This window comes from Pedobacter sp. AC190 (assembly GCF_979258025.1).
In genome coordinates this window covers 1,066,021-1,084,314 of the sequence record NZ_OZ409824.1, presented here as the reverse complement: position 1 = coordinate 1,084,314, position 18,294 = coordinate 1,066,021, and the positions used below count along the sequence as shown (strand labels likewise).

Here is an 18,294-nt window from a genome sequence, read left to right as displayed (position 1 = left end):
ATCGGTGTACTTATTCTTTCTCCAATAAATTATCGGTATTCCCGGGTGATCTTATTGCATTATTTGACTCCGGGTTTAGGTTATGTTCCAGACAGCGGTGATGTCGACTCATAAGCAGGACGTTCCCGTCAGATTGATGAGGTATTTCTGCGAATCTCAATTTATCTATTGCCAGTATTTTTTTAGAAACCTTAGCGGAGCTATGTTGTAGATAGAAATCTGGAAGAAACATATAAATAAGAAAAAATCAAACCATGGGCCCAAAACAAATGTTTACTCCCTAGACTTTAAAATATAAACGTTATGGCAAGAGGAACAAAAGTGGAAAGAAACTCTGTTTCTAACCAGGATCACGAAATCAAATACGAAGCAGATAAACTGAATGTGAAACCTGCGAAAGTTAAAGAAGCAAAATCAAGTGCAGGAAATCAGCGAAAAGCGATCGAGAAAAAAGTAAAGTAATGGATAAGCCCCGGCATCGGGGCTTTTTAGCTTATGAAAGTAGCTAGCTACAACATCAACGGAATCAATGGAAGGATCGGTACCCTCCTGAAATGGCTCAGAACCGCTCAGCCCGATATTCTGTGCCTGCAGGAACTGAAGTGTGAGGACAAATCCTTTCCGATTAACCAAATCAATGAAGCAGGATATCATGCCGTTTGGCATGGTCAGAAAGCGTGGAATGGAGTTGCAGTATTAAGCAAAAAAGAAATCAGGGAACTTAGGCGCGACCTGCCCGGAGAAGATCCCGAATTCACCCATAGCCGATACCTGGAGGTATTCACTTTTGACACGGTAATCAGCTGTATTTATCTGCCATACGGCAATCCTTTTCCGGGACCAAAATATGAATATAAAAAACGATGGTTTGCTCGGCTTATAGATCACGCAAAAACCTTGATGGCCACAGGCCTGCCGGTAATGCTCATTGGAGACTACAACGTCATGCCCACTGAGCTGGACACTTATAAGCCTGAGAAATATAAGAAAGACGCACTCTTTCAACCGGAAATCAGAAACGCTTATGCCGAGCTTTTAGAACAGGGCTGGACTGATGCGATCCGTATGCTTCATCCAGGCGAGCGAATATACACCTATTGGGACTATCTCCGCAAGGCCTATGACAGAAACGCGGGGTTGCGCCTCGATCATTTTCTGCTGAGCACCGACCTAACCGAAAAACTAAAGGATGGAAATGTGGACAAAGAAGTACGGGGCTGGGAGGGTGCAAGTGATCACGCCCCGGTTTGGATAGCTCTCTCTGCCAGACCACTGAAAAAAAATGCCGGAAGGAAGCTGAAAGCTGATAATTCAGCCAGGCAACATAACAAAATTATAACTTCTGCACCGGTTTTAGAAATCCTGGCAACGACGGAAAAGCAGGAGATGCCAACAGGAGTTAAGGTGATGAAAGCCACCTTAGTAGATGAACCTTTTGATGAACCCGGATGGCTTTATGAGGTCAAATGGGATGGCTACCGGGCAGTCTGCTACCTAAGGAAGAACGAAACTAAAATCTTTTCGAGAAACAATATCGAGTTCTTGCAGTTCGGTTCGATTTGCGAGGCGCTCGGTAACCTCGGGATTACCGCCGTTCTAGATGGCGAGATTGTAGCGCTGAAGCAAGATGGTACTGCAGACTTCGGTGCGCTGCAGAACTGGAAAAATACCAAAAACGCCAGTCTGATTTACTACGTTTTTGATGTTCTATGGCTTGAAGGCCATTCGTTACTGTCCTTAACCCTAAGCGATCGAAGAAAGATATTGGAGGAAATCATACCTAAAAATCACGATAACATTAAACTTAGTTCCGCTTACTCCACCAGTGGCATTGATTTTTTTGATGCCGCAAAACGGATGAAGCTCGAGGGGATAATCGCCAAACGGGCCGATAGCTTTTACTCTTCGGAAAGTAGGTCCCGTGAATGGCTTAAGATAAAAGCCAAACGCCGGCAGGAGGTCGTGATCGGGGGCTACACCCGAAATGATGGCACCGAAAAATATTTTAGTGCCCTGGCACTTGGTGTCTATGATGGGGCCGGCAAGCTAAAATATATTGGTAAGGTTGGCACAGGCTTTAACCAGAGCACGCAAAAGGAACTAATGGAGGCGTTCGATAAGCTGGCCACTCAAAAATGCTATTTTGATACAACGCCGGACGTGGATGAACCCTCGCAGTTCCGTCCCCAAAGGTTAGGCGCAAAACCTACCTGGCTAAAGCCCGAACTAATCTGTGAGATCGACTTTGCCGAACTTACAAGTGATGGAAAACTCCGCCAGGCCTCTTTTAAGGGGCTGCGTAAGGACAAAAGCCCAAAGGAGGTTGTGATGGAAAATGAGAACGATACTGCCTCTATAATCGGTGAGGTTAAGCTTGATCATGGATTAACCCATAAGAAAAGAGACCAACCCGTAGAGAAAACCACAGATCGGGTGAAACCAAAAAATTTTAAGCCAAAGCAGGGTCCGCTGCTAAGTGGTTCCGCTGATACCCAGGAGAAAAAAATCGATGGTCATCTTCTAAAATTTACACATCTTTCAAAACTCTACTGGCCGGAAGATAAGGTGAGCAAACGGGATATGTTCAATTACTATGATGCCGTTTCGCCACTGATGCTGCCCTATCTGCTCGACCGGCCCATGTCCCTTAACCGATATCCCGGAGGTATCCACAGCCAAAGCTTTTATCAGAAAAACGTGAGGGAAACTGCACCGGCCTGGGCGCATACCATGCCCCATACAAACGAAAAAGGAGAAGAAAAAAGTTACCTTCTGGGCCACGACAGGGCAACCCTTTTATGGATGGCCAGCCTGGGGTGTATAGAAATGAACCCCTGGTTCTCAAGATCTGCCTCGCCCGACTATCCGGATTATTGCGTGATCGATCTCGATCCGGATAAAAACACATTTGAGCAAGTAATAAAGGCCGCACAGGTTACCCGGCAGATACTCGATGCAATCGGCGTACCAAGTTATCCAAAGACCTCTGGATCCACAGGCATGCATATTTATATTCCCCTGGGTGCTCAATATACCTACGAGCAAAGTCAGCTTTTTGCCAATCTTGTAGTCCGTCAGGTAAACCGCGAACTGCCAAAATTTACAACGCTGGAACGTATGGTCTCCAACCGCGGCGGTAAAATGTACCTTGATTTTCTTCAAAACCGGCCAGGGGCTACCATTGCCGGGGTGTATTCACTCAGGCCAAAACCAGGTGCAACCGTTTCCATGCCTTTACTATGGGAAGAGGTAAAACCTGGACTGAAGATGCGAGACTTTACGATTTTTAATGCTGTTGACAGATTGAGAGAAACCGGTGATCTGTTTTCGGGCGTGTTAGCGAAAGGCGTAAACATGGAAAACGTGCTCACCAGCGCACGTGAACATTTCGGTTAAGGCAGCTTTTTTTAGCATTTTTGGAGTAATTATTGCAAAGATAATCTTGATAATGTAGTAGTTTATGGTCCCTGAAGAACCGTTAAAATATCGGGGAACATTACTGTTTTTAAGTCAACCACAATCGATCATAGGATTTTAGGTATTCTGATGGATCACGGTGGATGTAGATCTTGTAACTGCTGGCTACTAGAGGTCGATATCCACAACTTATGTTCCTAAAGAATGTATGTCAGAGGTGATAATGATTTGGATATTTAGCATTAATGCCCCCCCTGTCAAATTTGAGTTTTTAGATGATTTTCAATAATTCCTGCCAGCCGAGTAATATCAGGGGTATGTAGCATAATCCCTTTGGATCTATTCAGATCCTCTTCGTAAACCGGTAAATCCTCAATGAGCTCTTCCATTGGCAATAGCTGCCAATCCTCGCCCGGGGGACGTAACGCTGCAACAATTTTGCCATCATGAAGAATTTCGTATATTCCATTGACCTCGACAACATTTAGTTCGTAGGCAGTGCCCGCAACATCGAAATCGATTTTAAGTGGTTTCATATCCACAGAACAGAACCGAAATCAAAATGTTTGCGAAATCGCGTAAGAAACGGGTTTGAAAGAAGTTAATTGCAAAATTTATTTCTTCGATAAATTTATAAACATTTCGCCCTTGGCCACGGTTTTATCATCATGAAAATCCCCAATTTTAATGTTGCAGCGGTCAGAAAACACTCTATGATTATCAGAGAGCGGATATCGATCGGGTGTTTGATTTACTGAATTCCTTTGAAGGTAAGCGCCGTTTACTTTATCAGCTTGCAACCGGAGGAAGGAAGACCGTTATCTTTTCAGAGATCGTGAACAGGTATATTGAGAAATATCAAAAAAAGGTAATCGTACTCACCCACAGACGTGAGCTCTGCCGACAGACCTCCGTCAAACCGTTTACCTATAAATTAGGATGGTTTCTTGAGGGGATAGTGGAACATGAGGAACAATGAAGGATGATGCTGTGCACAACTTGAGAAATAGTACACCTAATATCTTTATTCAAAATGGATTTGAAATGAACAAGATTGAAAAAATATTGGTTTCCGGTGCTACTGGGACCACCTTTATGACCGCTGCGAGCGCAATTATGTCACTGTTGCCCAAACAGGAATTTCGGGAACCAGATCAATTAGAAAAGGTTATCGGGCGTCTGATGCCTTATTTATCGAACACTGCAAAAGTAGTTGCAGGATGGAGTGCCCATTATGGTATGGGCATGTTGTTCGCCGCTGTTTATGTCGATCTTTGGGAAAAGAATAAGATTAAGCACGATTTGAGAAACGGATTACTGCTTGGCGCAATCAGTGGTCTGGTTGGTGTCCTGATTTGGAAAGCTACTTATAAAATCCATCCGTTGCCACCAAATAGCCGTAAAGGCGACTTCTATTTACAAAGGATTCCCGCACACTTGATATTTTCAATTTTTGCCACACTTTCCTACCGTATAATGCGCAAATATGCTTCCCTATAAAAAGCCAAACTAACCTTTGGCATACGATTAAGCTTTCTAGGGTCTACACTAAATAAGCATTCTTATATTGGAAATCTTATCATTATGACTTTTTTATTCACCGCTGTAAACTGCTCTTAGGGAATCCACTTTCAATCTTCCTTTCAGCCAGGTCCGAATCCGCAACTGATTCGCAGCACTTGGCGTCTTTGAGACCTCTGCGATAAATAGGGTCAGCGTATCTCTTCTCTGGGTATCCAATCTGTTGACTATTGTATGAGAGAGGGAATAACTCCTGATTTCCGGAAAAAGGGCAATTAACTCAGCGCTGATGTTAGGTAGGGGCTGCGCCATTTTTTCAATCTTTTTGACTGTCCCGGACTGATTTCCCTTTTTGAACACATCTTCCATGATACTCGCCTTGATTTGAGAAAAATCAATTTCCTGCCCGGCATTAAGACCCTGCCTGATTCGCAAAGTTGTACCTTCTAGCTTATATTTTTTTAAGCTGTTTTTTAATGCATTAACAACCGTTTGTGGCAGCTCGGATCCAATCAGCAGCAAGTCGATCTCTTGCTCTCCCTTAGCATATCGAAGGTTTCGGTTAACGACCTGGGTGTTTGCAAAGTTGAACTCTTCACGAATAAAGGTCTGAGCGTTGTTTTCAAAAATACTTTTCTGTACAATACCGTAGGCCAGGTATACGCTTGGAATGGTGGTAACGAGCACGCTGATGAGGATGTATCTGGAAACCTTTTTTTCTACACCCGAATCTTCAAAATGTTTCTTGTCAAATTTTAAGAATCTTACAATCAGATACGTGGAGATACAAATAAATAGGCTGTTGATAAAAAATAGGTATAAAGCGCCGAAGAAAGGGGCCAGTTGCCCATCGCAAGACCGTAGCCAGCTGTGCAAAGTGGGGGCATAAGTGCTGTAGCAATGGCTACGCCGGGAATAACGTTGCTTTTTTCTCTTCTTGTGGCGGCGATAATGCCCGCCAGTCCGCCGGTGAAAGCAATAAACACATCCCAGATAGAAGGAGTAGTCCTCGCTAGGAGCTCGCTTTGCGCTTCATGAAGTGGGGTAATATAGAAGTAAATCGTTGAGGTGATAATACTAATACAGGTTGCGATCAGTAGATTTCTTCCCCCTTTTTTGACCAGCTCAAAGTCATTCGTTCCGATACCAAGGCCTATACCCATAATCGGGCCCATGAGCGGGGAAATTAACATGGCCCCGATGATCACCGCTGTCGAGTTAACATTCAGTCCGACAGAGGCGATAATGATGGCAAAGATAAGGGTCCATAGCGGGCCGCCCACAAATATTGAGTTTCTCGAAATCGATTCTACAACTTCGTTTTCATTGGCTTTGTCTAGATGTAGGTTAAAGCGGTTTGCAATAAACGTCCTTAAGGCACCCTGTAGGTCATCTGTTTTCTTTTCCATATATCCTTCTTAGGTATTAACTTCTTCGTTTATTGATGTTTTGGCTCCAATGCGTTTTAGTAAGATGGTTCCTAAAATTCCGGCGAGAACCGAGGCTATTAGTATACCATATTTGGCTTGATCAATGAATGCCGGGTTTTTAAAGGCCAGTCCACTGATAAAAAGCGACATGGTGAACCCGATCCCAGCAAGCAAAGCAACACCCGCTATATGTTTCCAGTTCGCCCCTTCAGGTAAACTCGCAAGGCGGAATTTTACCATGATCCAGCAAAACAGCAAAATGCCGATAAACTTTCCAATAACAAGACCCGAGGCAACACCGATAGATACCGGGTTGATGACGGAACTGAAAAAATCTGAGGTGATCACGATACCGGCATTGGCCAGTGCAAACAAAGGCATGATTCCAAATGCTACCCAGGGATGCAGTGCATGTTCAATAGTCTGCAACGGAGTTTCCGCTGCCATGCTCAAGCTCTTCACTTTTTGGATGGTTTTATTTTGTAAAGGTGTGATCAAACTTCCCCTTTCCGGGATGTCGGCCTCAAAATCATATGATAGCTTTCTTAAGTTACTGGAATAAATCTGCTCATCAATCCGGGTAACTGCCGGGATGGTGAAGGCTACCAACACACCCGCAATGGTGGCATGTACACCCGAGAGTAAAAACCCAACCCACACGCATATGCCCAGGATAAGATAGAACATAGCGCTTCGTATCCCCATTTTATTTCCCACCATCAATAACATCAGAAATCCAGCACCAATAGCCAGCGGCACAAAATTGATCTGGTCTGTATAAAAAATGCAATCACCAATACCGCCCCCAGATCATCTGCTACCGCCAGCGCCGATAGAAAGATTTTGACCGAAACCGGAATGTGTTTACTGGCCATGGAGAGCAAGGCCAACGCAAATGCGATATCCGTTGCCATCGGTATGCCCCAGCCATGTGCAGCATCAGTGCCTTTATTAATAAAAAAATAAATTGCCGCTGGAACGAGCATGCCCCCAGCGCCGCAGTCATAGGCAGGGAAGCATTTTGCAGGGAGGAGAGTTCTCCCTCCATAAATTCGCGTTTGAGTTCCAGGCCAATCACGAAGAAAAATATGGCCATCAGACCATCATTAATCCAGATATGTAAGGGTTGACTGAGTAAAAACTTGTCAAATCCTACCGTGAAATTGATGTGCCAAAGATGTTCATAAAATTCATGAAAGGAAGAGTTGGCCCATACAATCGCAATAACCACGCTAATCAGCAGCACTATTCCACTGGTATATTCCAGGTGGATGAAACGACTCGCTGGGGCCATGATTTTTTCAATCGTTGTTTTTTCCATAATCCTCAAAATTCCAAATATACATTTTTAAAGAAACTATAGGTTTTAATTACGAGGTTAATATGTTAATTTGCCAAAAAACGGATTCAGAGAACATGACCAGGGTTAACGACATCCTAAGGAAAAAACTATATATCGTTATTTTTCGCTCTGATACCAGGGCAGGAAAACTTTTTGATGTGGTGCTGCTGGTATTGATCCTGCTTAGCATCCTTTCCGTTTTTCTGGAAAGCGTGGGCTCCGTGAGAGAAAGGTTTTACCAGACCATACATATACTCGAATGGATATTTACAGTCTTGTTTACAGTTGAGTATCTTCTTCGAATCTATGTCAGCCATAAGCCGCTTCGATACATTTTCAGCTTTTATGGGGTAGTGGATCTGATTGCCTTCATCCCGACATACCTTAGCATTTTCTTTATCGGAACCCAGTATCTGGTGGTAGTGCGGGCTTTCCGTTTGCTTCGCGTGTTCAGGATACTCAAGCTTACCCAGTTTCTTTACGAGGGCAACATCCTGAAAAAGGCACTGCGTGCTAGCCTATACAAAATTGTCATGTTTCTCTCCAGCGTAATTACTTTAGTGACCATCATCGGGACACTCATGTATATAATAGAAGGGGAGAACAGCGGCTTTACCAGTATACCAATGTCCATTTATTGGGCAATTGTAACCATTACCACCGTTGGCTATGGTGATATATCGCCGCAAAGCCCTTTAGGTCAGATGCTGGCCAGTGTACTGATGGTCATCGGTTATGGAATCATTGCCGTTCCCACCGGTATTGTTTCAGTGGAGATGTCAAGGGCTACCGAGGAGGCAAAGACGAAATGTCCGAAGTGTTTTGCAGGACTTCACAGTGAAAGAGACAAGTTCTGTCATAATTGTGGTTTTGAGATCAAAAGATAGTTTTTAGGAAGTCAACTGATTTAATGTGCGCGATGAAGCGCTTACTAAAAAGGATCTGCTCGATAGCAAGGCGGCCGAGAATAACCTGTTAGTTAGCAATGAAGAACAACTCATGAAGAAAAAGCTTTTAGTGCCAATTGCGTTATCATTATCGGGTTTATCATTTTGGTTAATCATTTCAGCATTGTCCACCGGCGGCTGAGGGGAAAAGCAAACAAATCATCGCCCACTTTGTCTTATATTGTCTTATGTTGAATTCCTGCCCATGAACATCCTTAGACCAATCATTAGAGAAATGACATTCAAACCTGGTATCGTAGTGCCGAGTTTGGCATTTATCATATCGATTACGCTTGTATCGAGTTTTTTTCCTGCGCAAACTGCGTCTATCCTTGATGTAATCAAAACCTGTATCTTTGTTAACCTGAACTGGGTTTATGTGTGGTCAGTTACCATCTTTGTTTTATTTATCACAAGTTGTAAATCGCAGATGAGCACGTGATTTTGGAGTAACCTTAGTCCAAAATAACCATCTCCTATTTCAAGAGACGTATCCAATACCGCGAAAGCTATACATGGCTTAAGGAAGCCCCGTTCTTGCGCATTAGGCGATAGTCGCTTTGTACCTCGATTTGCTTTAATCGAAGGAACGCCTGAAATCCAAAGGCGACACACTTGTTTTGAGCTTGAAAAGTTTACTAAAAGACTGAGGATGTTCAAATCCTAATTCATAAGCTATCTCGCTTATCGAGTCCTTGCTTGTCGATAACTGCTGTTTTGCTTTTTGGATCAGGTGGTTATGGATGTGCTGTTGTGCATTTTGCCCCGTAAGTGATCGCAACATATCACTTAAATAACTGGCGCTGACGTTTAACTGCTCCGAAAGAAATTGAACAGTTGGAAGGCCTTGCTTTTGTGCGTTTGATGGCTGAAAGTAGGTATGTAAAACATCTTCTACCTTTTGAAGCAGGTCGCTGCTTACCGCCTTTCGGGTAATGAATTGCCGGTTGTAGAACCTATTAGCATAATTGAGCAGCAATTCGATATGTGAAATCACAACGTCCTGGCTGAAATTATCAATTCTGCCTTCCAGTTCTTCTTCAATGCTTTGAAAGACAGAAATGATGGTGGTTTTTTCTTTCTCTGACAAATGCAATGCTTCATTGATTGAATAGGAAAAAAAGCCAAAATCTTTTATTTTCTTAGCAAGTTCGTAACCGAGTAAAAAATCCGGTTGGATCAGTAAAGTATAACCGGATTGATCACTGAGTGGTTCATGGGCTCCTGTGATCTGGTTAGGCGAAACAAAAAACATTCCGCCCTCCTCGAAATCGTAGTGATGCTGCCCATATTTAAACTTTCCATGGAAGTTCATCTTATACGATATCTTGTAAAAACTTAGAATGTGCGGACTGGGAAGCCTTTCCAGCGAAATAGCTCCTGAAGCATTATTAATTAAACTTACCAATGGGTGCATAGGTGCCGGCATATCCAGCGCCTTATGCAACCTTGATAAAGAATTGAATCTGTGGTTAGACATTTCAACCTTCATATTTGCTTGATTATGATTTGCTTTCAATCCTGCCTAATGAACCCTCTACGCTTTTAAGGTTTTTCTTTGCTTGCTCCCAACTTGAATCGGCTGGATTGAATGTGCTCCGAATATACGCAACAATGCTTTCACATACAAAAGCCACCCGCTCCGGATTTTCATCACTTGTCTCGCGGGCATCATATCCTGATATGCCACCAAAGATGTGTTCAGCGCCAAACACGGTCAGCAAGTCCTTCGGTCCGGGACTTTGATAATAGGCATCTGCACGCCAATTGTCTACATCAGAAAACATGAGGTTTACGTCCTTTTCCCCATTTACAATAAGTGCTGGCAACTTCATGGTATTAAAATTTCCGGCCGCCAACACAGGATACAGCTGTCTGGCGGCTCCGTTAAATCCTTCAGGTCCGCCAGATGCGCCAATTAGCACCCGGGCTCTCAATCTTGGTTCCGCGGCATTTACTATTTTACCCGTCGCGGGGTCAGTTACCTCCATACCAGCCAGCATGGCGACGGTTTGGCCGCCCATTGAATGGCCGACGACAGCAACATTTGTTTTATCAATTCTTGCAGTTAACCCAGGAACTGTGGCAACAATTTCGTCAAGATGATCTAGGATGAATGTTATGTCCGCTGGCCGTGAACTCCAAAATAAGGGTGCTTCTGGAAGGGATGAAGAAAGTCCGAGTGCTTTGGAATTTTGATGCGTAGGTTGAATAACTACAAAACCTTCTGCAGCGAAAAAATCTACCATGGGGCCATATCCTCTGTACGAGGAGAGAAAGTATGACGGGCCATGGCCATGCGAAAGAAGAATAACTGGCAGGTTGTCTCCGCTCGCGGGAGCAGAAACTTTTATTTCAAGGTCTACGTAACGGCCTTCAACTGGTAATATAACCGGACTAAAGCTGATGATGGGTGTTTTTGACTGTTTCATTTTATTATTTATTAAATTTTGATAAAACAAAGTTGATCAACTTTCGACCACCCTGCGTAGTGAAATCGGGGCATTACTTAGCCAAATCGACGAGTGTAGTGATTTTTGGTACCTTGACCATAAAATACTTGAAGTACGTATTGCATTTATTAAATATTTGAGCGAAACGGAAGAGAGAAAACATAAAAAGTTTATTGCACTTATTTGGAGAATAGGTAGAGTTATAACTATAAAACCTCATTACAGTTCATCCCAGGTGGAAAAGATTGCCCATCTTTTTAATAGATATCACCGTGCAGACAATGGCGCGCCACATTAATCAGCGCCAGGGTCTGAATAATGTATATTAATGCGGAGATTATAAAAAAGTACTAGGTTAAGATTCGGGTAGATAGCGTACTAGGCGAAGGAAATATTTTTGGTTTACAATACCATGGGTGAGATAAGTCGATCTTCAAAATGGGGCGATCTAATCGGCAACCTCCAATTCCTTCGGAAGCATTTTGCGATAAATACTTTTCAAGATAATCGACCGTCGCCCTATCAGGTGGTGAATTGATCCACAGGCAACAAAGTCGTCATAGAGTTATGAGTGAGCAAGATTTATCCGTCGCCCGGCCTTTGTAGTGTATCCTTGAATTGATTACCTTAAGAAGGGTTTTTTGTTATAATCAAAAACAGGATGGGCCTTCTCACCTTAAGTTGAACCTGCAGACAATACCATTAAACCATAACATAACCGAACCCAGACTTGTGGAAAACATTCATATTTGGTGGAAAGTTTACACTGTTTAACATGATGACTATTTTAGATAAAAAGGCTTTAAATTTTATTTATAAGTGATAGTTTTCAATCAATTTTATCCCCATCTTGCTGATTTTCAAAACCTATCTGCTCAAATGATTGTTGTTGCTAAATGGACAGAAAAGAAGTAACCAGCCTAATTAGTGAGGTAGATAAAAGCGTCATTAGCTGGGCAAAAGCACATCGCAGTGAATTGATAATTGGCGGTATTTTTGGATTTTCCTTAGCTGCGGCTTATATAATTTTCTCAAAGAAACAGTTTAAATCGGCTAAGCCGTTAAAACCATTGGAACCCGGACTGAGTATGGAAAGATATATTTTTGAAATCCCAACCGACAACGGGACAAAACAAGCTGTCGTAGAAGCTTCAGGCGAATGCTATGGGGTGACACTTGATGGCAAATATATTGGAAGCATGTGGCGCGATGAAAATCTTGGTCTTCAGTGGGACACACTCGATGAAGAACTTGCGCCTCATGTCTGGAATATCGCATCCAAGCTTTCAGAGGCTTTTTCCCGACAGGGATATCCCTCACTGTTAAAAGGTGCCTATCCCGAAATAGAGCATACCGAATGGAAGAGCAGTGAAACCCTTGAAGTAATTCTTGCAAAGGAAACAGATATGGAAGTCTTCACTACATTTTTAAAAGATGAGGTCTTAAACTTGGTTAATTTCGAGGAGCACCTGGACTTGATGGTCAAGAAAGCCGATGATCCCTATTTTGTTATTATCGGCATCAACTAACCGTTTCCTATTTGGTTAACGATTTAGTATTTTTAAGATGATGAAAATAGAAGAGGCTTTTGAGATTACCCTGCCCGATATTAAAATGGTCGTTACTGCTCTTCTGATCGGAAGAAGTGAAATCTTTAGGATCGAGTTCTCTGATGGAAGACTATTACTAAACGTAACAGAAGCCAATGGTTACAGGCAATTCTGGACATCTGTTCTGCAGGGAAGACAGATAGAGGCAGAATTTCTTGGTAAAAAGATTGCTGAACATTTGAAAAATAAATAATTATGTGTTACTACAATGGTCAACGCATTTCAAGGGCAGAGTTTATTTCACTTCTTCAACTTGAGAAGGCAGTAAAAAATTATCATTTTCTGGACAGGGCGGTTCATTGCCTATTCACCTGTGGCGGTTTTAAAAAGAGATGTTGAACAAACAAACTTTGATATCGTACAGAAGGAGTGGGGTTTTTTGCCTCCCTACCTAAAAAACCGCGAGGCTACAAAGAATTTTCGCAATGGCTATAAGATGCTGCCGGTAAATGGCATATCGGCTACACTACACTTAATGCAAAAGCTGAAAATCTGTTTACGAATGAATAGGGCGGTCCATCTGTTTATTCTAATTCAGCCCGCGAGTGCCGATTTCTCGTGCTTTCAACCGGATTTTATGAGTGGCGCCCTGTATTTCCGAAGAACAAAAAAACAGGAGATCCTTTGAAAACTGCCGTTAAGTATCCCTACTATATTTCTGTTAAAGACGAGGAATACTTCAACATGGCGGCAATTTATCAGCAGTGGACCGATCAGGAAACCGGGGAAATTGTTGAGACAGTCGCTGTCACTACCGCGCCGGCCAATCCGCTCATGGAACAGGTCCATAATTCCAAAAAACGTATGCATACCATTTTAAATGATGAGCTCGCCTATGAATGGATGTTCCGGGATTTAATCGATGAGCGAATCACCGAGATAGCATCCAGTCAGTTTGCTGCCAAACAGATGGATGCCTGCACTATTGCGAAAGAGTTCTTGTCAACACTTGAGCCATCAACGCCTTTTATTTATGAATACCTTCCAGCTATTGAGTATTCGATCTAGCATGGCTGGCGCTTGAATAAAGCGCAATTACAATATTTTTTGAATTTCAAAACCATTTTCAATTGAGATCAGTTATATTATAAAATTCATATTATGAGCGATAACAAACATAAACAGGACGGTAGAGAGGATTCAAAAGTTGATCTGAACGATGCAAGTGAGGTTGCTTATGCAGCAAAGCAGGCTGGAGTAACTTCGGCTCAATACAAGGAAATGGCCAAAGCGTCAGGAAGTTCTTCCAGGGCGAAGATTACCGAATATATTAAGTCAACTGCCAAGGAGTAAGTCTACGATATCCACCTGGCCTTGCCAGAAACTCGGAGCAGAGATCTTTAGTGAATCGCCGGGTTTCGGCTGTCTTTCCTCAAGACGTTCATAAATCTGTACTTGGCAGAGGCAGCTCTGTTGCGGAAGTTGTAAATAACTGGGATGGAAACTTAACGGTCATCTTCGCAACAGCACCGCGTAGATCCTATGGTAGATTGTGTTCAGAAAATTTTAAATAATACAATAAATCATGTTCAATCCTATTATGATCAGTTTTATCTGACTAAGAAAAAACAGTAATCTAAATATTTTATGGAAAGGCAGCCAAATAGTCAGGCAAAGTTTAGTAATGAAGAGGACGGCGAAATCAATTCTGAAAAATTCATTAATTCCGATGATCGCCTCGACCGACATGAAACCGAAAGTGATCTTGATTCCCTGGAACCACAGGAATTTGGAACAAACGAGGGCTTACTTAACGTCGATGATCCAAATGAACTCAGCTATTGGGCTGAACAGTTTCAGATCAGTACGGATGAATTAAAAGCCGTAGCACTGCTGCAGGGAAACTCCATCCGCGAAATAAAAAAATATCTATCCACATAAGTTTATGGCAGAACTACCAGATTTGACCGTATTTTCGCAGATACTAACCCGAAGGTTTAAAGGGCAGACTTTGGAAACGCTGGAAATTACGGTATCCAAAAAAATTAATGTCTCGGCAAAGGAAATGAAAAAAGCTTTGGAAGGCAGGGAACTTTTAGATGTCAGGCGTTCCGGAAAAACGCTACAACTTATTTTTTCGGGTTCCCAGGTTCTTGGTCTTCACTTAATGCTTAGGGGAGAACTTATCTCTATTGATCAGGATGAGCCGCCCCGCTTTCAAATTTTAGGGTTTCATTTTGAAGGGGGCGATGCATTTGCATTGATCGATCTTCAAAAACAGGCAACGCCCACCTTGAATCCCGAACCTAACGAAGTTCCGGATGCGCTTGAGATGGAAAAGGATTATTTTTTGCATTTATTGGCTAATAAAAGAACATCGATAAAAACATTGTTGATGGATCAGCATTTGATTCGTGGGATAGGCAATTCCTATTCGGATGAGATACTTTATCATGCCGGCATTTCTCCGTTTTCAGTCTCGAAAGCCATTCCGGACAAAGGGGCAAAGAAATTATACAAAAGCATAAAATCTGTGTTAAATGATGCGATATCAAAAATCGCAGAAGCAAATGGTGATGAATTGAGAGGTGAGTTACGGGATTTTATGTTGGTACATGGTGCCGGATTAAAAAAGACAGCCAAAGGAGAAGATATTTTGTCTGAAAAAATCGGCGGTCGCAAAGCTTACTATACTAAATCGCAGGAATTTTTTGAATGATTTATGCCTACCTACAACAATAACGGTATAATATTCCATGTAAAAGATTTAAACATAAATTTTTAAAACTAAATAACATCAAAATAGATATTATCACTTTTTCCGTAGGATAATGAGTTATCGCCATAAGGCAAAGCTAATTGCTTTTATTCTCCCTCCTTTATCAGAACCTGAGTGGTGAATGCTTGTGTTGATTAGATTTTAAGTTTTTATTGACAATTTATTGTTACTCAATTTAATATCTAATAATCCAGGCTGGTGTGGCTTTTGTAAATTCCATGCTTAAGCATGTTTTCTAACAAAATCATTATGACCAATGGTTTAAAGCGAAAACTCTTAACTTCTTCTGGATAAAATAGGTTAATAAACTGTTCTTTGTCTTTCCTTATTGTTTAAGTGTTATGAGGTTATCAATTTGATGAAGTTCCTCCCAGCTCAGGCAATTCCTCGGTGATCCCTTAGCTTCAGGATTAAACCGTATCAATTCAGCCAAATTAAGAATTGCTTCTCCGGCGTCCTCATTAAATTTCCGAACGCTATCATTTAAAAAAGTCAATGTGTTAAATAATAGGTGTAGATTTGTAATTATCAATTGTTTTACTGAGCAAGAGTGGCAAGTTATTATCGGCAAGCGATGCCGCTGCAATCAGCTGTCATGTTGTAATCGCGTTCATAATGGATATATTTGATACGCTGTAAAAATAGGTCTAGAATTGAGATATTTTTGGGCAATTAACCAGAAATATAAAAGTCGTTTAGAAAAACATTCGCCACTGCATGTTGTTTGTAGCTTATGAGAGGCCCTGCAAAAGATTTCCTCTAAATCTTACATTGTCGCCCAAAGATCTTGTGACCAGCGATTCTTCACTACAGGTGATCGTTCTTCACAATCCTGGCGTGTTCTGTTTTAATGAGAAGATCTGGATGCTGCTCAGGGTATCAGAGAGTAGGTGCCAGAAAAGAAGGCTGTATCTTGCTGTAAGGTGATCCCTCACTGATGTATCTGGCAATCGGTTTGCGATAAATGTCCTTAAGGCACCCTGTAGGTCATCTGTTTTCTTTTCCATATATCCTTCTTAGGTATTAACTTCTTCGTCTATCGATGTTTTGGCTCCAATGCGTTTAAGTACGATGGTTCCCAAAATTCCGGCGAGAACCGAGCCTAATAGTATACCATATTTGGCTTGATTAATGAATGCCGGGTTTTTAAAGGCCAGTCAACTGATAAAAAGCGACATGGTGAACGCGATCCCGGCGAGCAAAGCAACACCCGCTATATGTTTCCAGCTCGTCCCTTCAGGTAAACTCGGAAAGCGGAATTTACCATGATCCAGCAAAACAGCAAAATGCCGATAAATTTTCAATAACAAGACCCAAGGCAACAGCGATAGATACTGGGTTGATGACGGAACTGAAAAAATCTGTGATCACGATACCGGCATGGCTACCAACACACCCGCAATGGCCACCATCAATAATATTAGAAATCCAGTACCAATAGCCAGCGGCACAAATTGATCTGGTCTGTATAGAAAAATGCAATCACCAATACCGCCCCCAGATCATCTGCTACCGCCAGCGCCGATAGAAAGATTTTGACCGAAACCGTAATGTGTTTATTGGCCATGGAGAGCAAGGCCAACGCAAATGCGATATCGGTTGCCATCGGTATGCCCCAGCCATGTGCAGCATCGGTGCCTTTATTAATAAAAAAATAGGCGACAATATAGCAAATTACTCTAAGTCAAAATCAAATCAATAGTCTGAAATTTTTGATTTACATTATCAAATCTTTAATTATGAATTATCAGATAAGTAAAGATTAAGGTTACTATTACGGTAGTAATTATTGTCATTAAAGAATAAATATTAGACTTTTGGACAAGATTCCCTAAACGATCTCTTTCAATAGGGCTTAGAGATTTTACGTTACTTTCTAATCGACTTTTCTCCATCATTTGCCAGCCTACAAAAAGAATCGCGCTCTTAGATCCTTCTTCACTCTTCGACGCAAACAGGTTTTGCAATTGCATCTTGGAGTTTTCCAACGGCAGCATTTTAAATGTTTCTAAGACCGTTTATAACGTGCTAATTTTCATCGTACGTACAAGGATTTCTTTCTGATCCAATTCCTTTTCCAGCGCTAATTTCAGATCCGACCAGAAAGAAATATCATGATTTTCAACCATCGTTTCAATAATCATCGATTGATCAAATTCCACTCGGCCTGCATCTTTCCAAATGCCCTCGACAGGACTGTGCGAGTAGATGCTGGTCCCTCCGAATTTTTCGGTTAAAGTTTTTTGCAACCTTTCCAGGGTCAATCCAAATGCAGGTTTAGAGGTAAGGGGCAAAAATATCTGGACGAGGAAATTCTTTTGTTTGTTTTTTTTCTTTCCTTCTTCGATAATTTTAAGTGCTGCCAGGGGACTGGCCACTTTGTGGATCTTAAACTCTTTCCCTGCGAGACGGTTATAACCGACGAAGAAATGTTCCATCTCAGCTATAAGTTCCTTGCCGAGATCGGCTATTGTTCGGGTCCCTTTAAACATATACGAAATCTCTGGGACCGCTATGAGTCGGTCATTTTCCATTTCCTCACCGTTCTTTTCCTGTTGAGAGGCCCTTAATACCCCGATGATTCGGCAATCCAGTGCGCACCCAGTGAAACTTCCAAATTCTGAGACCACCATAACATCCAGAGGATCGCCGTCCTCACCCAAGGTACCAGGAAGATAACCAAAGTCAAAAGGAAAGACCAGTCCAGCTGGCATAACCTTACTGAGCAAAAAAACATCCTGCATAGGTTCATAGTCAAATTTTTGTCTGCTGCCCTTAGGCGTTTCAATGATTACCCTGAACAACTCATCCTGCTTTTTCATGTCGATACTGTTTAGTTAAATAATTAGGCTGAT

17 protein-coding genes and 3 pseudogenes are annotated in these 18,294 nt (G+C 42.1%); 11 read left to right on the top strand and 9 right to left on the bottom strand.

Going from position 1 to position 18,294, the window contains the following annotated elements; translation table 11 throughout:
- Positions 1–303: 303 nt before the first annotated feature.
- Both ACZZZI_RS04740 and ligD read left to right on the top strand, forming a co-directional pair.
- Complete coding sequence (locus ACZZZI_RS04740) at positions 304–462, top strand: DUF3606 domain-containing protein (RefSeq protein WP_463488764.1); 159 nt, start codon at positions 304–306, stop codon at positions 460–462.
- 33 nt (positions 463–495) lie between these two features.
- Positions 496–3,396 carry a DNA ligase D gene (ligD, locus tag ACZZZI_RS04735; RefSeq protein ID WP_463488763.1) on the top strand — a complete coding sequence of 967 codons (2,901 nt, stop codon included), beginning with the start codon at positions 496–498 and terminating at the stop codon, positions 3,394–3,396.
- Positions 3,397–3,674: 278 nt separating this feature from the next.
- Here the strand turns inward: ligD and ACZZZI_RS04730 are convergent, their stop codons facing one another.
- Entirely contained in the window at positions 3,675–3,953 is a 279-nt protein-coding gene (locus ACZZZI_RS04730) for a hypothetical protein (RefSeq protein ID WP_463488762.1), read from the bottom strand.
- Between the two features lie 179 nt (positions 3,954–4,132).
- Between ACZZZI_RS04730 and ACZZZI_RS04725 the strand changes: the two are divergent.
- A pseudogene (locus tag ACZZZI_RS04725) lies at positions 4,133–4,396 on the top strand (DEAD/DEAH box helicase family protein); the annotation flags it as partial.
- A 65-nt stretch (positions 4,397–4,461) separates the two neighbouring features.
- Positions 4,462–4,917 (top strand): hypothetical protein, encoded by a 456-nt coding sequence (locus ACZZZI_RS04720; protein WP_463488761.1) that lies wholly within the window; start codon positions 4,462–4,464, stop codon positions 4,915–4,917.
- Between the two features lie 93 nt (positions 4,918–5,010).
- Here ACZZZI_RS04720 and ACZZZI_RS04715 read toward each other — a convergent pair whose 3' ends face one another.
- From ACZZZI_RS04715 to nhaA, 3 genes and pseudogenes are all read right to left on the bottom strand, one after another.
- Complete coding sequence (locus tag ACZZZI_RS04715) at positions 5,011–5,625, bottom strand: hypothetical protein (RefSeq protein WP_463488760.1); 615 nt, start codon at positions 5,623–5,625, stop codon at positions 5,011–5,013.
- Positions 5,626–5,708: 83 nt separating this feature from the next.
- Positions 5,709–6,347, bottom strand: a complete 639-nt coding sequence (locus tag ACZZZI_RS04710) for a TIGR00341 family protein (RefSeq protein ID WP_463488759.1) — start codon at positions 6,345–6,347, stop codon at positions 5,709–5,711.
- A 9-nt stretch (positions 6,348–6,356) separates the two neighbouring features.
- Positions 6,357–7,662, bottom strand: a pseudogene (nhaA, locus tag ACZZZI_RS04705) (Na+/H+ antiporter NhaA).
- A 122-nt stretch (positions 7,663–7,784) separates the two neighbouring features.
- Between nhaA and ACZZZI_RS04700 the strand changes: the two are divergent.
- Positions 7,785–8,597 carry an ion transporter gene (locus tag ACZZZI_RS04700; protein WP_463488758.1) on the top strand — a complete coding sequence of 271 codons (813 nt, stop codon included), beginning with the start codon at positions 7,785–7,787 and terminating at the stop codon, positions 8,595–8,597.
- 637 nt (positions 8,598–9,234) lie between these two features.
- On the opposite strand, the gene ACZZZI_RS04695 is transcribed toward ACZZZI_RS04700, so the two are convergent.
- Positions 9,235–10,149 (bottom strand): helix-turn-helix domain-containing protein, encoded by a 915-nt coding sequence (locus tag ACZZZI_RS04695; protein WP_463488757.1) that lies wholly within the window; start codon positions 10,147–10,149, stop codon positions 9,235–9,237.
- A gap of 10 nt (positions 10,150–10,159) precedes the next feature.
- Complete coding sequence (locus tag ACZZZI_RS04690) at positions 10,160–11,089, bottom strand: alpha/beta hydrolase family protein (RefSeq protein WP_463488756.1); 930 nt, start codon at positions 11,087–11,089, stop codon at positions 10,160–10,162.
- 917 nt (positions 11,090–12,006) lie between these two features.
- Between ACZZZI_RS04690 and ACZZZI_RS04685 the strand changes: the two genes are divergently transcribed.
- The 6 genes and pseudogenes from ACZZZI_RS04685 (at position 12,007) to ACZZZI_RS04660 (ending at position 15,379) form a co-directional block, all read left to right on the top strand.
- Complete coding sequence (locus ACZZZI_RS04685; protein WP_463488755.1) at positions 12,007–12,639, top strand: hypothetical protein; 633 nt, start codon at positions 12,007–12,009, stop codon at positions 12,637–12,639.
- Between the two features lie 37 nt (positions 12,640–12,676).
- The gene (locus ACZZZI_RS04680) at positions 12,677–12,913 is read left to right on the top strand and encodes a hypothetical protein (protein WP_463488754.1); all 237 of its coding nucleotides are present in this window, start codon (positions 12,677–12,679) and stop codon (positions 12,911–12,913) included.
- Between the two features lie 341 nt (positions 12,914–13,254).
- Positions 13,255–13,728 (top strand): annotated as a pseudogene (locus ACZZZI_RS04675) (SOS response-associated peptidase family protein); the annotation flags it as partial.
- 93 nt (positions 13,729–13,821) lie between these two features.
- Positions 13,822–14,013, top strand: coding sequence for a DUF3606 domain-containing protein (locus tag ACZZZI_RS04670; protein ID WP_463488753.1), 192 nt, complete (start codon positions 13,822–13,824; stop codon positions 14,011–14,013).
- A 294-nt stretch (positions 14,014–14,307) separates the two neighbouring features.
- The gene (locus tag ACZZZI_RS04665; RefSeq protein ID WP_463488752.1) at positions 14,308–14,601 is read left to right on the top strand and encodes a DUF3606 domain-containing protein; all 294 of its coding nucleotides are present in this window, start codon (positions 14,308–14,310) and stop codon (positions 14,599–14,601) included.
- A gap of 4 nt (positions 14,602–14,605) precedes the next feature.
- Positions 14,606–15,379, top strand: a complete 774-nt coding sequence (locus tag ACZZZI_RS04660; RefSeq protein WP_463488751.1) for a DNA-formamidopyrimidine glycosylase family protein — start codon at positions 14,606–14,608, stop codon at positions 15,377–15,379.
- Between the two features lie 1,217 nt (positions 15,380–16,596).
- On the opposite strand, the gene ACZZZI_RS04655 is transcribed toward ACZZZI_RS04660, so the two are convergent.
- From ACZZZI_RS04655 to ACZZZI_RS04645, 3 genes are all read right to left on the bottom strand, one after another.
- Complete coding sequence (locus ACZZZI_RS04655) at positions 16,597–16,716, bottom strand: Na+/H+ antiporter NhaA (RefSeq protein ID WP_463491767.1); 120 nt, start codon at positions 16,714–16,716, stop codon at positions 16,597–16,599.
- A 143-nt stretch (positions 16,717–16,859) separates the two neighbouring features.
- The gene (locus ACZZZI_RS04650; RefSeq protein WP_463491765.1) at positions 16,860–17,087 is read right to left on the bottom strand and encodes a Na+/H+ antiporter NhaA; all 228 of its coding nucleotides are present in this window, start codon (positions 17,085–17,087) and stop codon (positions 16,860–16,862) included.
- A 370-nt stretch (positions 17,088–17,457) separates the two neighbouring features.
- The gene (locus ACZZZI_RS04645; RefSeq protein ID WP_463488750.1) at positions 17,458–18,261 is read right to left on the bottom strand and encodes an inorganic diphosphatase; all 804 of its coding nucleotides are present in this window, start codon (positions 18,259–18,261) and stop codon (positions 17,458–17,460) included.
- Between the last annotated feature and the right edge of the window lie 33 nt (positions 18,262–18,294).